This window comes from Microbacterium sp. (assembly GCF_031180975.1).
In the GTDB taxonomy this organism is placed as follows: Bacteria; Actinomycetota; Actinomycetes; order Actinomycetales; family Microbacteriaceae; genus Microbacterium.
The window spans coordinates 37,012-53,119 of record NZ_JAPSLI010000009.1 but is presented as its reverse complement, the minus strand read 5'-3'; the positions used below and the strand labels follow the sequence as shown (position 1 = coordinate 53,119).

At 69.1% G+C, this 16,108-nt stretch carries 4 protein-coding genes, 2 pseudogenes and 3 CRISPR repeat arrays; of the genes and pseudogenes, 4 read left to right on the top strand and 2 right to left on the bottom strand.

The window, feature by feature from the left end:
* Positions 1–68: 68 nt before the first annotated feature.
* The 4 genes and pseudogenes from RIF65_RS12305 (at position 69) to RIF65_RS12290 (ending at position 13,909) form a co-directional block, all read left to right on the top strand.
* Positions 69–1,111, top strand: a pseudogene (locus RIF65_RS12305) (Mu transposase domain-containing protein).
* Between the two features lie 28 nt (positions 1,112–1,139).
* Positions 1,140–1,896: pseudogene (gene istB, locus RIF65_RS12300) on the top strand (IS21-like element helper ATPase IstB).
* A 69-nt stretch (positions 1,897–1,965) separates the two neighbouring features.
* Positions 1,966–3,493: direct repeats of the CRISPR family, unit length 27 nt; unit sequence GGATCATCCCCGCGATGCGGGGAGCAC.
* Between the two features lie 91 nt (positions 3,494–3,584).
* Positions 3,585–5,836: direct repeats of the CRISPR family, unit length 27 nt; unit sequence GGATCATCCCCGCGATGCGGGGAGCAC.
* 91 nt (positions 5,837–5,927) lie between these two features.
* A CRISPR array of direct repeats spans positions 5,928–13,349; the repeat unit is 27 nt; unit sequence GGATCATCCCCGCGATGCGGGGAGCAC.
* Positions 13,350–13,550: 201 nt separating this feature from the next.
* Positions 13,551–13,712, top strand: coding sequence for a cation:dicarboxylate symporter family transporter (locus tag RIF65_RS12295; protein ID WP_309064918.1), 162 nt, complete (start codon positions 13,551–13,553; stop codon positions 13,710–13,712).
* A gap of 41 nt (positions 13,713–13,753) precedes the next feature.
* Complete coding sequence (locus tag RIF65_RS12290; protein ID WP_309064917.1) at positions 13,754–13,909, top strand: hypothetical protein; 156 nt, start codon at positions 13,754–13,756, stop codon at positions 13,907–13,909.
* Between the two features lie 165 nt (positions 13,910–14,074).
* On the opposite strand, the gene RIF65_RS12285 is transcribed toward RIF65_RS12290, so the two are convergent.
* The gene (locus tag RIF65_RS12285; protein WP_309064916.1) at positions 14,075–14,275 is read right to left on the bottom strand and encodes a dodecin family protein; all 201 of its coding nucleotides are present in this window, start codon (positions 14,273–14,275) and stop codon (positions 14,075–14,077) included.
* A gap of 77 nt (positions 14,276–14,352) precedes the next feature.
* Positions 14,353–16,029 carry a hypothetical protein gene (locus tag RIF65_RS12280; protein ID WP_309064915.1) on the bottom strand — a complete coding sequence of 559 codons (1,677 nt, stop codon included), beginning with the start codon at positions 16,027–16,029 and terminating at the stop codon, positions 14,353–14,355.
* Between the last annotated feature and the right edge of the window lie 79 nt (positions 16,030–16,108).

Sequence of the window (16,108 nt, the reverse complement as noted above, 5' to 3'; positions counted from 1 at the left end):
TCGACGACAGGTGAATACTGACCCCGAGGCGACGGGTGAATCTTGACCCCCTCCGACGCTCTTGGAGGGTGATTTCAGTGGAAGATTGGGCGGAGATTCGCCGTTTGCATAGGGCCGAGGGCATGCCGATCAAGGCGATCGTCCGGCATCTCGGGGTCGCGCGGAACACCGGCGTCGATCCCGCGGACCGGCTGGTGCATGAGGCGGGACAGGCGGCGCAGATGGATCTGTGGTTCCCCGAGCCGCGGATCCCGGTCGGGTTCGGGCAGGCCGCGATGCTGCCGGTGCTGGTGATGACGCTCACGTTCTCGAGGTTCCTGACCGCGGTGATGCTCCCCTCGCGTCAGGCAGGCGATCTGCTGGCGGGCATGTGGCAGCTGATCTCGCAGGTCGGCGCGGTGTCGAAGACGCTGGTCTGGGATCGAGAGGCCGCGATCGGCGGGAAGGCGTCGTGACGCAGGCCGCGGCCGCGTTCGCGGGGACCCTCGCCACGCGGATCGTCCTCGCCCCGCCGCGGGATCCGGAGTTCAAGGGCATGACGGAACGCAACAACGGGTTCCTGGAGACGTCGTTCCTGCCCGGCCGGCAGTTCGCGTCTCCGACGGACATCAACGGCCAGCTGGCCGGCTGGTTGCCGAAAGCGAACAACAGGAGGGTGCGCTCGCTCGGCGGGCGTCCGGTCGATGTCCTCGATCGTGATCTCGCGGCGATGACGGTGCTGCCGCCGCACCCTCCGGCCACGGGCCTGCAAGCGCGCGTCCGCCTCGGACGCGACTACTACGTCCGCGTCGACGGGAACGACTACTCCGTCGACCCGCGGGTGACCGGCCGGCTCGTCGACGTCACCGCGACGCTGACCCGGGTGATCGTGGTCTGCGACGGGACCGCGGTCGCTGACCACGAACGCTGCTGGGCGACCGCGGCGACGGTCACCGACCCCGGCCACGTGGTCACCGCGAAAGGGCTACGGTCCCAGTTCTCCGCCGCGAAACGCGAGCGGGAACGCGCAGGGGGGGTCGGACCGGAGCAGCGGGTGATGTTCCGCGACACGTCCGACTACGACGCCCTGTTCGGCGTCCGGTTCGACCCCGCGACCGGGGAGGTGCTCTGATGGGCGCACCACCGATACTGCGGCGACGATGGGCTACCTGGTGCGGGCTTTGAAGACCCCCACGAGTCGGGTGGGTCTGGGAACAGCTCGCGAGCACCGCGAGGGACCAGGGCTGGTCGCACCAGGAGTATCTCACCGCCGTGCTGCAACGCCAGGTCGCGGACCGCGAAGCGAACGGCACGGCGCTGCGGATCGCCGGGGCACACTTCCCCGCGATGAAGACCCTCGAGGACTTCAACGTCGACCACCAGCCCTCGTTGCGCCGAGACGTCCTCGCGCACCTCGCGACGACGACCTGGATCCCGAAAGCGGAGAACGTGATCCTGCTCGGCCCGCCCGGCGTCGGCAAGACCCACCTCGGGATCGGGCTCGGCATCAAAGCCGCGCACGCCGGCTACCCGGTACTGTTCGACACCGCGACCGGCTGGGTCACCCGCCTGCAGACCGCACACCAGGCAGGCCGCCTCGAGCACGAACTGAAACGTCTGCGCCGCTACCGGCTCCTCATCATCGACGAAGTCGGCTACCTGCCCTTCGACGCCGACGCCGCAAACCTGTTCTTCCAGCTCATCGCGTCCCGCTACGAGCAAGGCTCGATCCTCGTCACCAGCAACATGCCCTTCGGCCGCTGGGGCGAGATCCTCTCCGATGACATCGTCGCGTCCGCGATGATCGACCGCCTCGTCCACCACGCCGAAGTCCTCACCCTCGGCGGCGATTCCTACCGGACCCGCGCCCGCCGCGAGCTCCTCAAGACCCCGCCCACCCCGGGCGGAAACCAGTAACAACCAACCCCGAGGGGGTCAATATTCGACCGTCGATAAGGGGTCAGAATTCAGCCGACGTTGACACCGGGATCATCCCCGCGATGCGGGGAGCACCCGTGGCTGATCCATGCCGGCATCACGGTCGGGGGATCATCCCCGCGATGCGGGGAGCACAAGTCGATCTTCCGCGACTACAAGGTGCTTGGGGGATCATCCCCGCGATGCGGGGAGCACAACTACGACCTTTCGGCGCACGAGGCGCTGCTGGGATCATCGCCGCGATGCGGGGAGCACTTCCAGGAAGTCGCGGCCAACGCGTTCGGAGGGGGATCATCCCCGCGATGCGGGGAGCACTGGGCGCTGGCGGATTACCAACGTCCCGGCGGGGGATCATCCCCGCGATGCGGGGAGCACGTTCCGCACCGTTTTGGCTGAGACCTTCTTCTGGGATCATCCCCGCGATGCGGGGAGCACCCCCACTGGGATGGTGTCAGCTCGAACGACCCGTGGATCATCCCCGCGATGCGGGGAGCACCCGATGCGTATCAGCCTGCTCGTCTCGCGCGACGGATCATCCCCGCGATGCGGGGAGCACGGCGCGGCCGGCGCGACGGGCGGCGGCAACCCGGGATCATCCCCGCGATGCGGGGAGCATGGGGTAGCGATTCACGCTGATACACACCACACGGGATCATCCCCGCGATGCGGGGAGCACGAGACCTGGCTGACCGGACCGCAGGCGGTCGAGGGATCATCCCCGCGATGCGGGGAGCACCAGATCAAGAACGTGCGCGACGGAGTCGAGGGGGGATCATCCCCGCGATGCGGGGAGCACCCTGAAGACGACCGTCACCTCCACCCAGACCCGGGATCATCCCCGCGATGCGGGGAGCACCAGATGACCGCTGCCAAGGGCGGCGTCGTGCCGGGATCATCCCCGCGATGCGGGGAGCACGTGACGCTGTCATGCTCGCCATGACGAAGATCGGGATCATCCCCGCGATGCGGGGAGCAGCCTCGTCAATCCGAGTATGCGCTCGCTGAGCGGGGATCATCCCCGCGATGCGGGGAGCACGTCGGGCCGGTGACGGATTGTGCGCCGCGGAGGGGATCATCCCCGCGATGCGGGGAGCACGACGCACGCACTGACCGTCAGGGCGTCGTCGGGGGATCATCCCCGCGATGCGGGGAGCACGACCTGACTCGCCGACTGGCGGCGCACGGTTCGGGATCATCCCCGCGATGCGGGGAGCACTCACTGGATGAGACCGCAGGCACGATCGCCTACGGATCATCCCCGCGATGCGGGGAGCACGTCGAACTGGGTGAGGATCACGTCAGCGATCCGGGATCATCCCCGCGATGCGGGGAGCACGGAAGAAGACGACGAGGGCCGCGCCGCGATCGAGGATCATCCCCGCGATGCGGGGAGCACCCGTTGTCGTCCTGGAACGTGCCGACGACCTCGGGATCATCCCCGCGATGCGGGGAGCACCGGGCGATGGTCTGCTGACGGGCGGCTGCGTTGGGATCATCCCCGCGATGCGGGGAGCACCACCAGGATCGACGCATCCCACGTCTCCGCCGGGGATCATCCCCGCGATGCGGGGAGCACACATCCGCGGACCCACCCGTGACACCATCGAGGGGATCATCCCCGCGATGCGGGAGCACGGCGGCGGCCGTCCACCGGATGCAGCGGGCACCGGATCATCCCCGCGATGCGGGGAGCACACCCGATCGATGTCGGTGACGTTGTGCGGTTGTGGGGATCATCCCCGCGATGCGGGGAGCACGTGTGCAGGGACCCGTAGCGTTCCCCGTCGCGGGGATCATCCCCGCGATGCGGGGAGCACAATGTGCGCGCCTCTACGGCGTCACGGTAGGCGGGATCATCCCCGCGATGCGGGGAGCACACGAACTTCCCCACGATCGACGCGACGTCGGGGGGATCATCCCCGCGATGCGGGGAGCACCACCTGGACGACGGGCGCACCGTGCTGTGCGTAGGATCATCCCCGCGATGCGGGGAGCACTCTTCGTCCCCCTGTCCGATCGCGATGAAACGGGGATCATCCCCGCGATGCGGGGAGCACGCCTTCAACGGCAGGTACATGATCGCCGCGCCGGGATGATCCCCGCGATGCGGGGAGCACGTCGCGGACCCGACATGGAACCCGGCGCCCACGGGATCATCCCCGCGATGCGGGGAGCACGTTCGGTCGTTGAACGGGGAGGGCAGGGCGATGGGATCATCCCCGCGATGCGGGGAGCACCTACGAGCGGTGGACTCTCGCGCATCTGCATAGGGATCATCCCCGCGATGCGGGGAGCACGAGCTTGTGACCACGGAGCAGTCGCGCGGCGAGGGATCATCCCCGCGATGCGGGGAGCACCGCACGGATCTCCCGAACGGTCTCTTCTGTGAGGGATCATCCCCGCGATGCGGGGAGCACCTGATGTTCGAACTCCACGACTACGCGTACCGGGGATCATCCCCGCGATGCGGGGAGCACTGCGTGCCCGGTTCATCGCTCCCTGCATCGACTCCGGATCATCCCCGCGATGTGGGGAGCACGCCGACTCGCCGTTCATCGTCCGGTGGGACTACTGGATCATCCCCGCGATGCGGCGAGCACCCCGTAGGACACCTTGACGGCGTTCGCCGACTCGGGATCATCCCCGCGATGCGGGGAGCACTGCGACGCGACGAGCTGGTCGCGCATCTGCTGGGGATCATCCCCGCGATGCGGGGAGCACGTCGGACAAGGTGTACGCGAACCTGCTCAGCGGGGATCATCCCCGCGATGCGGGGAGCACAACCTGCCGACGGCGACAGAACGCGCACGAGCGGGATCATCCCCGCGATGCGGGGAGCACCAGACGCGCAACGTCGACCCGCACGCGCCGGCGGGATTATCCCCGCGATGCGGGGAGCACTACCAGGTCGGGATCGCCAGCGAGACCAAGGCGGGATCATCCCCGCGATGCGGGGAGCACGCCGTGCTCGTCGGCGCGAAGTACGCGATCGACGGATCATCCCCGCGATGCGGGGAGCACGCGATCGGCGGCGCGCAGATCATCGGCGACTTCGGATCATCCCCGCGATGCGGGGAGCACCTGGCCGTTTGGGGTGGGCTGTGATGCGCGCGCGGATCATCCCCGCGATGCGGGGAGCACACAGCTGGTGCTTCCACACGCCGTCCCGGTTCGGGATCATCCCCGCGATGCGGGGAGCACCTCACCCGAACCGACATCAACCGCAGATACGACGGATCATCCCCGCGATGCGGGGAGCACACGACGTGACCGGGACGCAGCAGTACGACGTGGGGATCATCCCCGCGATGCGGGGAGCACGACTCAGAGAGCCTCCGTGAGGGCTTGAAGGACGGATCATCCCCGCGATGCGGGGAGCACCGCGAACGCGTACGCGCAAGCGTGGGGCCTTCTGGATCATCCCCGCGATGCGGGGAGCACTTCTTCATCCGGAACAACGGCAAAGAGATCCACGGATCATCCCCGCGATGCGGGGAGCACGCCGCCCTCGATGGGTACGCGTCGGGTTGTGGGATCATCCCCGCGATGCGGGGAGCACTTAGCCATGCTCAGCCGGCAGTAGACCTCCCGGGGATCATCCCCGCGATGCGGGGAGCACGCTACTCGGCCCGCCGTGAGGCACGCACGATCCGGATCATCCCCGCGATGCGGGGAGCACCGCATCGGTCACAGTAGGCCATCGGGACGGGCGGGATCATCCCCGCGATGCGGGGAGCACCGCACAATCAGCATGATGAGCGGCACGGGCGCCGGATCATCCCCGCGATGCGGGGAGCACGTCGCCACGCCTCGCGTGCGATCTGCTCTGCCAGGATCATCCCCGCGATGCGGGGAGCACGGCACGTTCACCTCCGGGGCCGTCCCGAACGGGGGATCATCCCCGCGATGCGGGGAGCACATGAATCCGGCAGGGATGCCGCTGCCCGGAGCGGGATCATCCCGCGATGCGGGGAGCACGGGTTCCCAATCATTCAAGGGGATGACGACATGGGATCATCCCCGCGATGCGGGGAGCACGGCGCGAGGGTTGCTGGACGTGACCCGCCACGTCGGATCATCCCCGCGATGCGGGGAGCACTGGACACACAGGTCGCAGCTTGCCGTGCTCCCGGGATCATCCCCGCGATGCGGGGAGCACGCGTTCCCGACTGCGGAGCAGGTGACGGCCGAGGGATCATCCCCGCGATGCGGGGAGCACGCCGAACCGATCATCGCTCGCATGGACGGCGGGGGATCATCCCCGCGATGCGGGGAGCACAATCAAGTGCTTGTTTTGAGTGCCGGGCGGGTGTGGATCATCCCCGCGATGCGGGGAGCACCTGTACGTCATCCTCCTGCTGGACGCCGACCTGGGATCATCCCCGCGATGCGGGGAGCACACGACGTGACCGGGACGCAGCAGTGCGACGTGGGGATCATCCCCGCGATGCGGGGAGCACGTGGAGTCTGACACGCGGGCGCTTCGAGGTTGGGGATCATCCCCGCGATGCGGGGAGCACCAGGGCTTCAGCGATCGCTGTCCACGTCTCGCCGGATCATCCCCGCGATGCGGGGAGCACGGCCTGCTGGTTTTCCTTTGTGACCTGGTTGATGGGATCATCCCCGCGATGCGGGGAGCACGGAACCTCCAGCCGCCGCGATGCGACACCCACCGGATCATCCCCGCGATGCGGGGAGCACGGTGCGTTCGGTGGGCTGATCAACTGCACCGTGGGATCATCCCCGCGATGCGGGGAGCACCCGGCCCCGGTGTGCTGCGCCTGATCGGTGATGGGATCATCCCCGCGATGCGGGGAGCACGCGGCATCCCACTCGTCCACCGGCTCGGACTCGGGATCATCCCCGCGATGCGGGGAGCACATCCGCTGCAGGCGCGTCGCGTCGGGAAACTCGGGATCATCCCCGCGATGCGGGGAGCACGGTGCGCGTATGACGCTCACGAATCCGGGTGGGGGATCATCCCCGCGATGCGGGGAGCACTCGCTGTCGGTGACTGGTATGAGGCGGTCCCGGGGATCATCCCCGCGATGCGGGGAGCACGCCCGCACGCACCACGTCCAACCACATGGACTGGGATCATCCCCGCGATGCGGGGAGCACGTTTCCGGGCGGACTCACGTACGGCCCGAAGAGGGATCATCCCCGCGATGCGGGGAGCACCGCCCCTGGCACTGACCTAGGGATGACGACATGGGATCATCCCCGCGATGCGGGGAGCACGGCGCCGCAACCATCGGCACCTCGACCCGCCCGGGATCATCCCCGCGATGCGGGGAGCACCAAATGACCGCTGCCAAGGGCGGTATCGTCCCGGGATCATCCCCGCGATGCGGGGAGCACCGCGTGGGGTGTGTGGACTCTTGCGATCAAGGGGGATCATCCCCGCGATGCGGGGAGCACTCGCCGGCATGCGCACCGCCGGGTTGACGACGAAGGATCATCCCCGCGATGCGGGGAGCACACCCCGCTCGAGGCAGCCGCGCTCGCGCTGCGGGGATCATCCCCGCGATGCGGGGAGCACAACCTGTCCCGGTACGTGCTCGACCGGCTCGGGGGATCATCCCCGCGATGCGGGGAGCACGTGTTCCGCCGGCCCGCTCGCCGAGGGCACGTGGGATCATCCCCGCGATGCGGGGAGCACCACATCGCCTGCCAACCCATCCCCGCCGTGCCCGGATCATCCCCGCGATGCGGGGAGCACTGGACGATAGTCCCGGAGCCCGACGAGCAGACCGGATCATCCCCGCGATGCGGGGAGCACTCGTCCGCGCCTTCCTCGAAGTACGGGTGCCGGGGATCATCCCCGCGATGCGGGGAGCACGCGTCATGGCGGAACCTGCTCGTCGGCCCCGGGGGATCATCCCCGCGATGCGGGGAGCACAGCACGTTCGCTGCGACTGTCCCGGCGAGCGGCGGATCATCCCCGCGATGCGGGGAGCACCTGCCAACGCCATGTCTGCGGATCTCATTCGTGGGATCATCCCCGCGATGCGGGGAGCACTCGCCAGCCGCAGCAGCATCGTCCGCAGGGAGGGGGATCATCCCCGCGATGCGGGGAGCACGCTGGGTCTCTTGGCCCGGAGGACATCGCCCAGGGATCATCCCCGCGATGCGGGGAGCACTTGTCTTCGATGAAGAACCTGCCGCCGGTGGTGGGATCATCCCCGCGATGCGGGGAGCACGACCCGTTCGGGAACGGACCCGCACCGATCATGGGATCATCCCCGCGATGCGGGGAGCACCGCCACGCATCACCCACGCTCTTCGGTTCGAGCGGATCATCCCCGCGATGCGGGGAGCACGCGACATGGAAGCAGCAGAAGGGGCGGGTCGGGTGGATCATCCCCGCGATGCGGGGAGCACGACCGACCCGGGGTCCGCGTTCAACCGGTGGGGGGATCATCCCCGCGATGCGGGGAGCACTCCACGCCCCCGGCTGGCGCACAATCCGTCACCGGATCATCCCCGCGATGCGGGGAGCACAATGATCGGGAACCCGTTGTTCCCTTGCGATAGGGATCATCCCCGCGATGCGGGGAGCACGCGGTGGTGCGGAAGCGAGGGTTCGTGGCCAGGGGATCATCCCCGCGATGCGGGGAGCACGCGTCGGTGTTGTACTTCAGCGCCAGATACCACGGATCATCCCCGCGATGCGGGGAGCACACCGGCTGCGGCGTCCGAGACATGCGCGGCGTGGGATCATCCCCGCGATGCGGGGAGCACCCGGCGCGGGTGACAGCGGCGGCGTTGCCATACGGATCATCCCCGCGATGCGGGGAGCACCTCGCCGCCGCAGCCCAGGTCGCGCGAGGCGCGGGATCATCCCCGCGATGCGGGGAGCACCGGATGTTCGTGGACGTGGGCACCGACTACTCGGGATCATCCCCGCGATGCGGGGAGCACCGCGGCATCATCGGCGGATACAAGCGCGAAAGGGGATCATCCCCGCGATGCGGGGAGCACGACAGGTCCGCGCTCAGCGCGAAGTCGGTCAGGGGATCATCCCCGCGATGCGGGGAGCACGCCGGTCGACAAGCTGCCGGCCCCGTGGGTCGACTTGGATCATCCCCGCGATGCGGGGAGCACCGGTGAGCGCGATACCCGCGGCAGCGCCGACGGGGATCATCCCCGCGATGCGGGGAGCACTCTGACCGGAGACATGAGGGTGCTCTCAGGCGGGGATCATCCCCGCGATGCGGGGAGCACCAGGTCCGACTCAACACCCCACGCTTGGCCGGGGGGATCATCCCCGCGATGCGGGGAGCACCGCGTCAACGACCGCCCCGTTGTCACGGGTGAAGGATCATCCCCGCGATGCGGGGAGCACCCGATGCGTATCAGCCTGCTCGTCTCGCGCGACGGATCATCCCCGCGATGCGGGGAGCACCAGCTCGGCATCGCTACGCCGAATGTGGTCGCGGGATCATCCCCGCGATGCGGGGAGCACGGCTTGATCCGCACCAACCACAACCGGGCTGTGGGATCATCCCCGCGATGCGGGGAGCACAGCAACCACGGCACATACTCCTCACCGGTGAACGGATCATCCCCGCGATGCGGGGAGCACGGAGGCCGGGTGGACGTACGAGATGGGTTGGAGGGATCATCCCCGCGATGCGGGGAGCACGTCTGTGAGCGGTCGAACGGTGAACGGTGCGCGGGATCATCCCCGCGATGCGGGGAGCACCTGCACTGCTACCCGACGATCGCCGGCGCGAGGGGATCATCCCCGCGATGCGGGGAGCACCTTCGCGATGCGGATGTTCCGGACGACCATCGGGGATCATCCCCGCGATGCGGGGAGCACGCCGTGCAGGACGCGCAAGCCAGCAACTCGGCGGGATCATCCCCGCGATGCGGGGAGCACGCTGGTCGTGGTCATGATGCGGGTCCCGTCTGCGGATCATCCCCGCGATGCGGGGAGCACTCCGTCTGATCGAGGCGGGCATCCTTGCGCGCCGGATCATCCCCGCGATGCGGGGAGCACGTCGTCAAACCCGTCGCGTGGCGTCAGCTGCTCGGATCATCCCCGCGATGCGGGGAGCACGTCGGCTGACTTTGGAGCGTGACGCGTTGATCCGGATCATCCCCGCGATGCGGGGAGCACGGCGGCGTCCGTGTACATGTCCACTTCCCACGGGGATCATCCCCGCGATGCGGGGAGCACACGATGGAACCGGGCGGCCCCGTCACTGTCCAGGGATCATCCCCGCGATGCGGGGAGCACAAGGGTGGCCTGTACATCAACGGGGTTCGGCAGGGATCATCCCCGCGATGCGGGGAGCACCCGGCGTGAGTGCGTCCGACTTCGGTCACGGGTGGGATCATCCCCGCGATGCGGGGAGCACGACCCCGTGACGGTCGTCTTCCACTTCTCCACGGGATCATCCCCGCGATGCGGGGAGCACATCCGGCGAGCTCGTCCACGACGGTGCTCGGTGGGATCATCCCCGCGATGCGGGGAGCACTACCGGGCCCTGTTTCACCTGGAACCGGTCGAGGGATCATCCCCGCGATGCGGGGAGCACCTCGGTGACGCGTCTGCGATCCGTCGTCATGGGGGATCATCCCCGCGATGCGGGGAGCACCAGTTGTAGCGTCCGGGATGTTCGGTGCCGTCGGGATCATCCCCGCGATGCGGGGAGCACTTCGAAGGCGGCGTTGCGGGATCTGCTGCTGCAGGATCATCCCCGCGATGCGGGGAGCACACCATGGCAAGACTGCGGAGCGCAAGCAGGCTGTGGATCATCCCCGCGATGCGGGGAGCACGCGCACCCGGCTCTCTCATCGACGGGAGCGAAGGGATCATCCCCGCGATGCGGGGAGCACGTGCCGTTGCTCGTCGATGGGGCGATCAGCCTGGGGATCATCCCCGCGATGCGGGGAGCACCGGTCGGCGTGCGCTGCGACGAGGAGACGTGAGGGATCATCCCCGCGATGCGGGGAGCACCTTCGCGATGCGGATGTTCCGGACGACCATCGGGGATCATCCCCGCGATGCGGGGAGCACGCCGTGCAGGACGCGCAAGCCAGCAACTCGGCGGGATCATCCCCGCGATGCGGGGAGCACAAGTCCACCAGTGAAGCGACCGCGGCGATGTTGGGATCATCCCCGCGATGCGGGGAGCACTAGCAGTCGAGCTGGTCGGGCAGGCTCAGGTCGGGATCATCCCCGCGATGCGGGGAGCACCCTACGAACGAGAGCAGAAGCCCAAGTTCTGGGGGATCATCCCCGCGATGCGGGGAGCACGTCTTCACGCGCCTTCTGCTGGGTCTTCGACTGGGGATCATCCCCGCGATGCGGGGAGCACAGGACCGCTTCAGCGGGCCGATGCGCAGAGCGGGGATCATCCCCGCGATGCGGGGAGCACAGAGCAACCGTCTTGTAAACGGTAGGCGCGGGGGGATCATCCCCGCGATGCGGGGAGCACCGGTCGGTTCGCCCTGCGGCTCCTTCCGCTCGGGGATCATCCCCGCGATGCGGGGAGCACTCCGCTGTGCTCTGGTACTCACTCCCGCAGACGGGATCATCCCCGCGATGCGGGGAGCACTCACGGAAGTCGGCATCTGACCAGATGTCGATGGGATCATCCCCGCGATGCGGGGAGCACGACCTCGACATGCACGCCGGCACCCTGAAAGTGGGATCATCCCCGCGATGCGGGGAGCACAGACGCTCCGGCGTGCGCCTGACGGCAGAGCGGGGATCATCCCCGCGATGCGGGGAGCACCTCGGGCATCGGTGCGGGCACTCGGTCGCGGCCGGATCATCCCCGCGATGCGGGGAGCACCGCAACTACACCTGGATTGACCTGCCCGTATCGGGATCATCCCCGCGATGCGGGGAGCACTGCGTGCCCGCAAGGGCGATCTTCGCGTCGAGCGGATCATCCCCGCGATGCGGGGAGCACGCGTCGGTGTTGTACTTCAGCGCCAGGTACCACGGATCATCCCCGCGATGCGGGGAGCACCGCGCGCCTACTCCGACGCGCTGCTCGGCATGGGGATCATCCCCGCGATGCGGGGAGCACGCGGGTGTGGTCTGCTCGTGCCGGTGCTGGTCGGGATCATCCCCGCGATGCGGGGAGCACCGCGCCCAGGCAATGAGCGCCGCCGCTGACAAGGGATCATCCCCGCGATGCGGGGAGCACCTCATCACTAGGGGATGACATGGCTACCGATACGGATCATCCCCGCGATGCGGGGAGCACTGGCGAGAATGTGGGCGGTGCCGGTCATGAGTGGGATCATCCCCGCGATGCGGGGAGCACCCGGCGTCCACGAACGACACGTCCGGGGAGGGCGGATCATCCCCGCGATGCGGGGAGCACCCCTCGTGCTCCTTCTCGAAACCCTCCGAGTTGGGATCATCCCCGCGATGCGGGGAGCACGGTGCAACAGTCGAAGTCACCCGCCGGTGCAAGGGATCATCCCCGCGATGCGGGGAGCACTCCGTGAGGGTGAACGAGTACCCGTACAGGCTGGGATCATCCCCGCGATGCGGGGAGCACGTCCGTGTCGAACGTGAACGACATCGCCATGCGGGATCATCCCCGCGATGCGGGGAGCACTGCGTCAACACCGCCTCCGGTTTCCCGGACCGGGGATCATCCCCGCGATGCGGGGAGCACAGGGTGAACGACGAGACCGCCGCGGGGATCGAGGGATCATCCCCGCGATGCGGGGAGCACACCTCGGAACCCTCACCCACATAGCGGGCGTTGGGATCATCCCCGCGATGCGGGGAGCACTCGGCGACGACGGTCCAGTCCGTGATCGCGGTCGGATCATCCCCGCGATGCGGGGAGCACCGCGGGTTCAAGACGAAGAGGGAAGCCGAGCTGGGATCATCCCCGCGATGCGGGGAGCACCCGTTGCGGTCGGTGCGGGCGTGCACGGTGGGCGGATCATCCCCGCGATGCGGGGAGCACTGTCTCGCACTGGGACCTACGGTCCCTGACTACGGATCATCCCCGCGATGCGGGGAGCACCCTCGTCGTCTGCTGGCCCGAGGGCGAGGGGTAGGATCATCCCCGCGATGCGGGGAGCACGTCATCCACAGCGTCGAGCAGCTCGGTCATTGCGGATCATCCCCGCGATGCGGGGAGCACCGAAAGAAGCGTTCCCACGGCGTCGGCATCCGGGGATCATCCCCGCGATGCGGGGAGCACGGGCCTGCCGACGCCCGACCTGACCCGGCGTGGGGATCATCCCCGCGATGCGGGGAGCACCGGCGCAGGCGATCATCGAGAACGGCGGGTCCGGGATCATCCCCGCGATGCGGGGAGCACGCTCCGTGCTGCCCGCGGATGTGGTGAATGTGGGGATCATCCCCGCGATGCGGGGAGCACTTACGGTTCCACGGCGCCACCACAGCATCCACGGGATCATCCCCGCGATGCGGGGAGCACACTGCATGATCAGGACTTTATCTCACGGACCCACTGTCAGGCGTTCAGTTTTATGCTGCTCGTGTCGTTCGCGCAGACAGTGGTGGTTTTTGTTGATCCAGTACTCGGTGCCGGTGCCCTCGCGGGCCTCAACCCGCTGAAGGCGCTCTGAGGCATGCGTGATGCCTTCGCCATACCCTCGGCACCTCGTCGTCGTCAGCGATGATCCCCGGCACCCTCGCCTCGACCAAGCGCAATGGCGTCTCGGATGCCGTCGCCGGGTTCGTCAGCCCGCTGTGCGCGACGATCTACCTGTCGGGGTCGATGGTGGAGATCACCACCTGCTTCTCCCTCGCCGTGCTGCTGCTCACCGGCGGTGACTGACGGTCGGCAGCTTTCTGCCGTTCCTCTTCATGCTCGCCGTGATGATGATCGCCGCCCCCCGGCGTGACGCGACAGCGGCGCCGCCGGTCTGCTGGCTGGTACAGATGCTCGGCTTCGGCGAGGCCGAGGTCGGGTGCATGTTCGCCGCCTACGTCGCCCTGGAAAGCTTCGGCACCGCGACCCAATATCACCGGTAAAGGCGCGATCGCGGTGATCATCAACAAGGTGTCGCGCGGCGGTTTCGGCACGCGACCGGATGCCGCGGACGAGGCCGACGAGTTCGCAGAGGCCCAGCGGGCATGACGGACACCGGGCACCGCAGATGCGGCTCCCGGCTCACGGCATCCGACTCAGCAGCCGACTCAGTCGAGGACGAAGGTGACCTCGAGGGTCACCTGCCACTCGGTGATCCCGCCGTCGACGACGATGACCTGCTGCTCCTTCACCCAGGCGCCGCTGACGTTGCGGAGGGTGTCGTTCGCCCTCTCCACGCCGTGCCGGATTGCGGCCTCGAAGCTCTCGTTGGAGCGGGCGGTGATGGTGGTGACGCGTGCGACCGACATGGGTGGTCCTCCTTCGTGACGGAACGCTCCCCATGCAACGCCTTCCGCGCCGCCGCCACAAGACCGTTCTGGCGCGGTCACGGCCTGGTGTCGTCGTGGTGCACCACGCGGCTGAGCTCGATCACCCCGCCGGGCAACTCCCAGTAGTGCAGCCGGCGCGCGCCTGGCGCGTTCTGCTCGATCGACGACCGCCAGCAGCGGGCGCCGTCGGCGCGCACCACGTACGAGTCGTCGCCGCCCTCGCCGGTGCGCAGGCGGTGCAGCTCGCGTGCCGGAATCTCGCGGTCGCGCCCGGTGATGGCATCCACGCACGCCCGCACCGCCTTGCTCAGCTGCGTCTCGTCGAGCGACGCGAGCGACTCGATGAACCCCGCGCCGAGGGAGTACTCGCGCAGCGGCCAGCGGGCGCGCTCGCCGGGTGCGGTGCGGATGCCCCAGGTGCGTTCGATCTCGAGACGGATGCCGTCGGCCGTGGGATCCACGTGGGCGCGTTCGGCCGCGCGGCGGGCGTCCTTCAATGCGCGACCAGCCTCCCGGCGGTCTTCCGTGACCTCGGCGAGCTTGGCCTCGGCGCCGGCCCGTTCGGCGCGCTCCCGGCTGAGCTCGGCGCGCAGCCGCTCGTTCTCGGCGCGCAGTCGCTCGGCGTCGTCCCCGGCGCGGGGCGGCCGGTCGCCGTTCGAGCGGGCCACGAGGTTGGTGAGGGCGAGCAGTTCGCTGCGCAGCGCGGTGATCTCGTGCGCGAGGGCGGCGACATCATGCCGGGTGGCGACATCGGCGGTCGCGGCGACGGCAGGGGCGGCGCTCGCCGGGGATGCGGCGTGGTCGGCATCCCGCGTCGGTTCGGCATCCGTGGGGCGGGGGCGGTCCTCGCTGAGCCAGGGCGCACCGCCCTCGACGAGCGCGAGCGGCGGCAGGACGGGCGCGTCGGGGTCGACGTCGACGAGGCTGAGGGCGATCTCGCCGCCCGGCTTGCGGTGCACGCGGGCGCGGATGACATCGCCGACGGCGAGCAGGTCGCTGACCGGGCGCTCATCCGGGTCGACGTCGCGGCGGCGCAGCACGACCGAGATGCGCGGATGCAGCTGTGCGGTCGCCCGCAGGTCGGTGACTTTCACGACCAGCGCGAGGGTGTGGCATCCGTCGGGGAACGCGCCCAGATCGGGCGCGAGCGGCTCGGGGTGCAGTTCGGCGCCGTCGAGGATGCCGCTGACCGGCTCGCCGACGATGAGCGCGGCCATGAGCGGCAGGTCGGGCGGCAGCAGGGTGGCGCTCGCGGTGACGGTGGTGCCGTCGTCGAGCCGCACCATTGCGCGGGTGCCGTCGGCGACGAACCCCTGCACGACTCCGCTGACGCGGTGGATGCCGGCGGCCGGCGCGGACTGCACGGTGCGCCGGCCGGTCTGCGCCATGGCGTCGTGGATGAGATCGCGGGTGCGCGCCTGCCCGGGGAAGCGCAGGTGCGATCGCTCCCAGTCGGGGTCGTCGCCGAAGTCGGGCGGGTACGAGCGGGCCGCACCGTTGAACACCTGCGTCTTCTCGGGCAGCAGCGACTCGAGGTGTTTGGTCGGGATGCCGGTCGCGATGGTGACCACGTCGGCGATGCCGTCGAGCTCGGCCCGCAACTCATCGACGTCGAACGCGTACGCGCCGTCGTGGTCGGTCGACACCAACAGCAGGGGCCGCTCTCGCGGCTGCAGGATGCGGGTGGCGAGCGCCTCAGCGTCGGCCGGGGTGGTCACGTCCGCGGAAGTCATGGGTGCGAGTGTAGGCGAGGCGTGCGACGGCGCCGGGGTGCGGTGGGGGCGGTTCCGGATGTGCGGTGGCGCGTGGCTT

What these genes read in the sequence shown, in the direction of transcription:
- RIF65_RS12295 (WP_309064918.1), top strand. Translation starts at nt 13,551, where the DNA reads ATGATCCCCGGCACCCTCGCCTCGACCAAGCGCAATGGCGTCTCGGAT.
- RIF65_RS12290 (WP_309064917.1), top strand. Translation starts at nt 13,754, where the DNA reads ATGATGATCGCCGCCCCCCGGCGTGACGCGACAGCGGCGCCGCCGGTC.
- RIF65_RS12280 (WP_309064915.1), bottom strand. Translation starts at nt 16,029, where the DNA reads ATGACTTCCGCGGACGTGACCACCCCGGCCGACGCTGAGGCGCTCGCC.
- RIF65_RS12285 (WP_309064916.1), bottom strand. Translation starts at nt 14,275, where the DNA reads ATGTCGGTCGCACGCGTCACCACCATCACCGCCCGCTCCAACGAGAGC.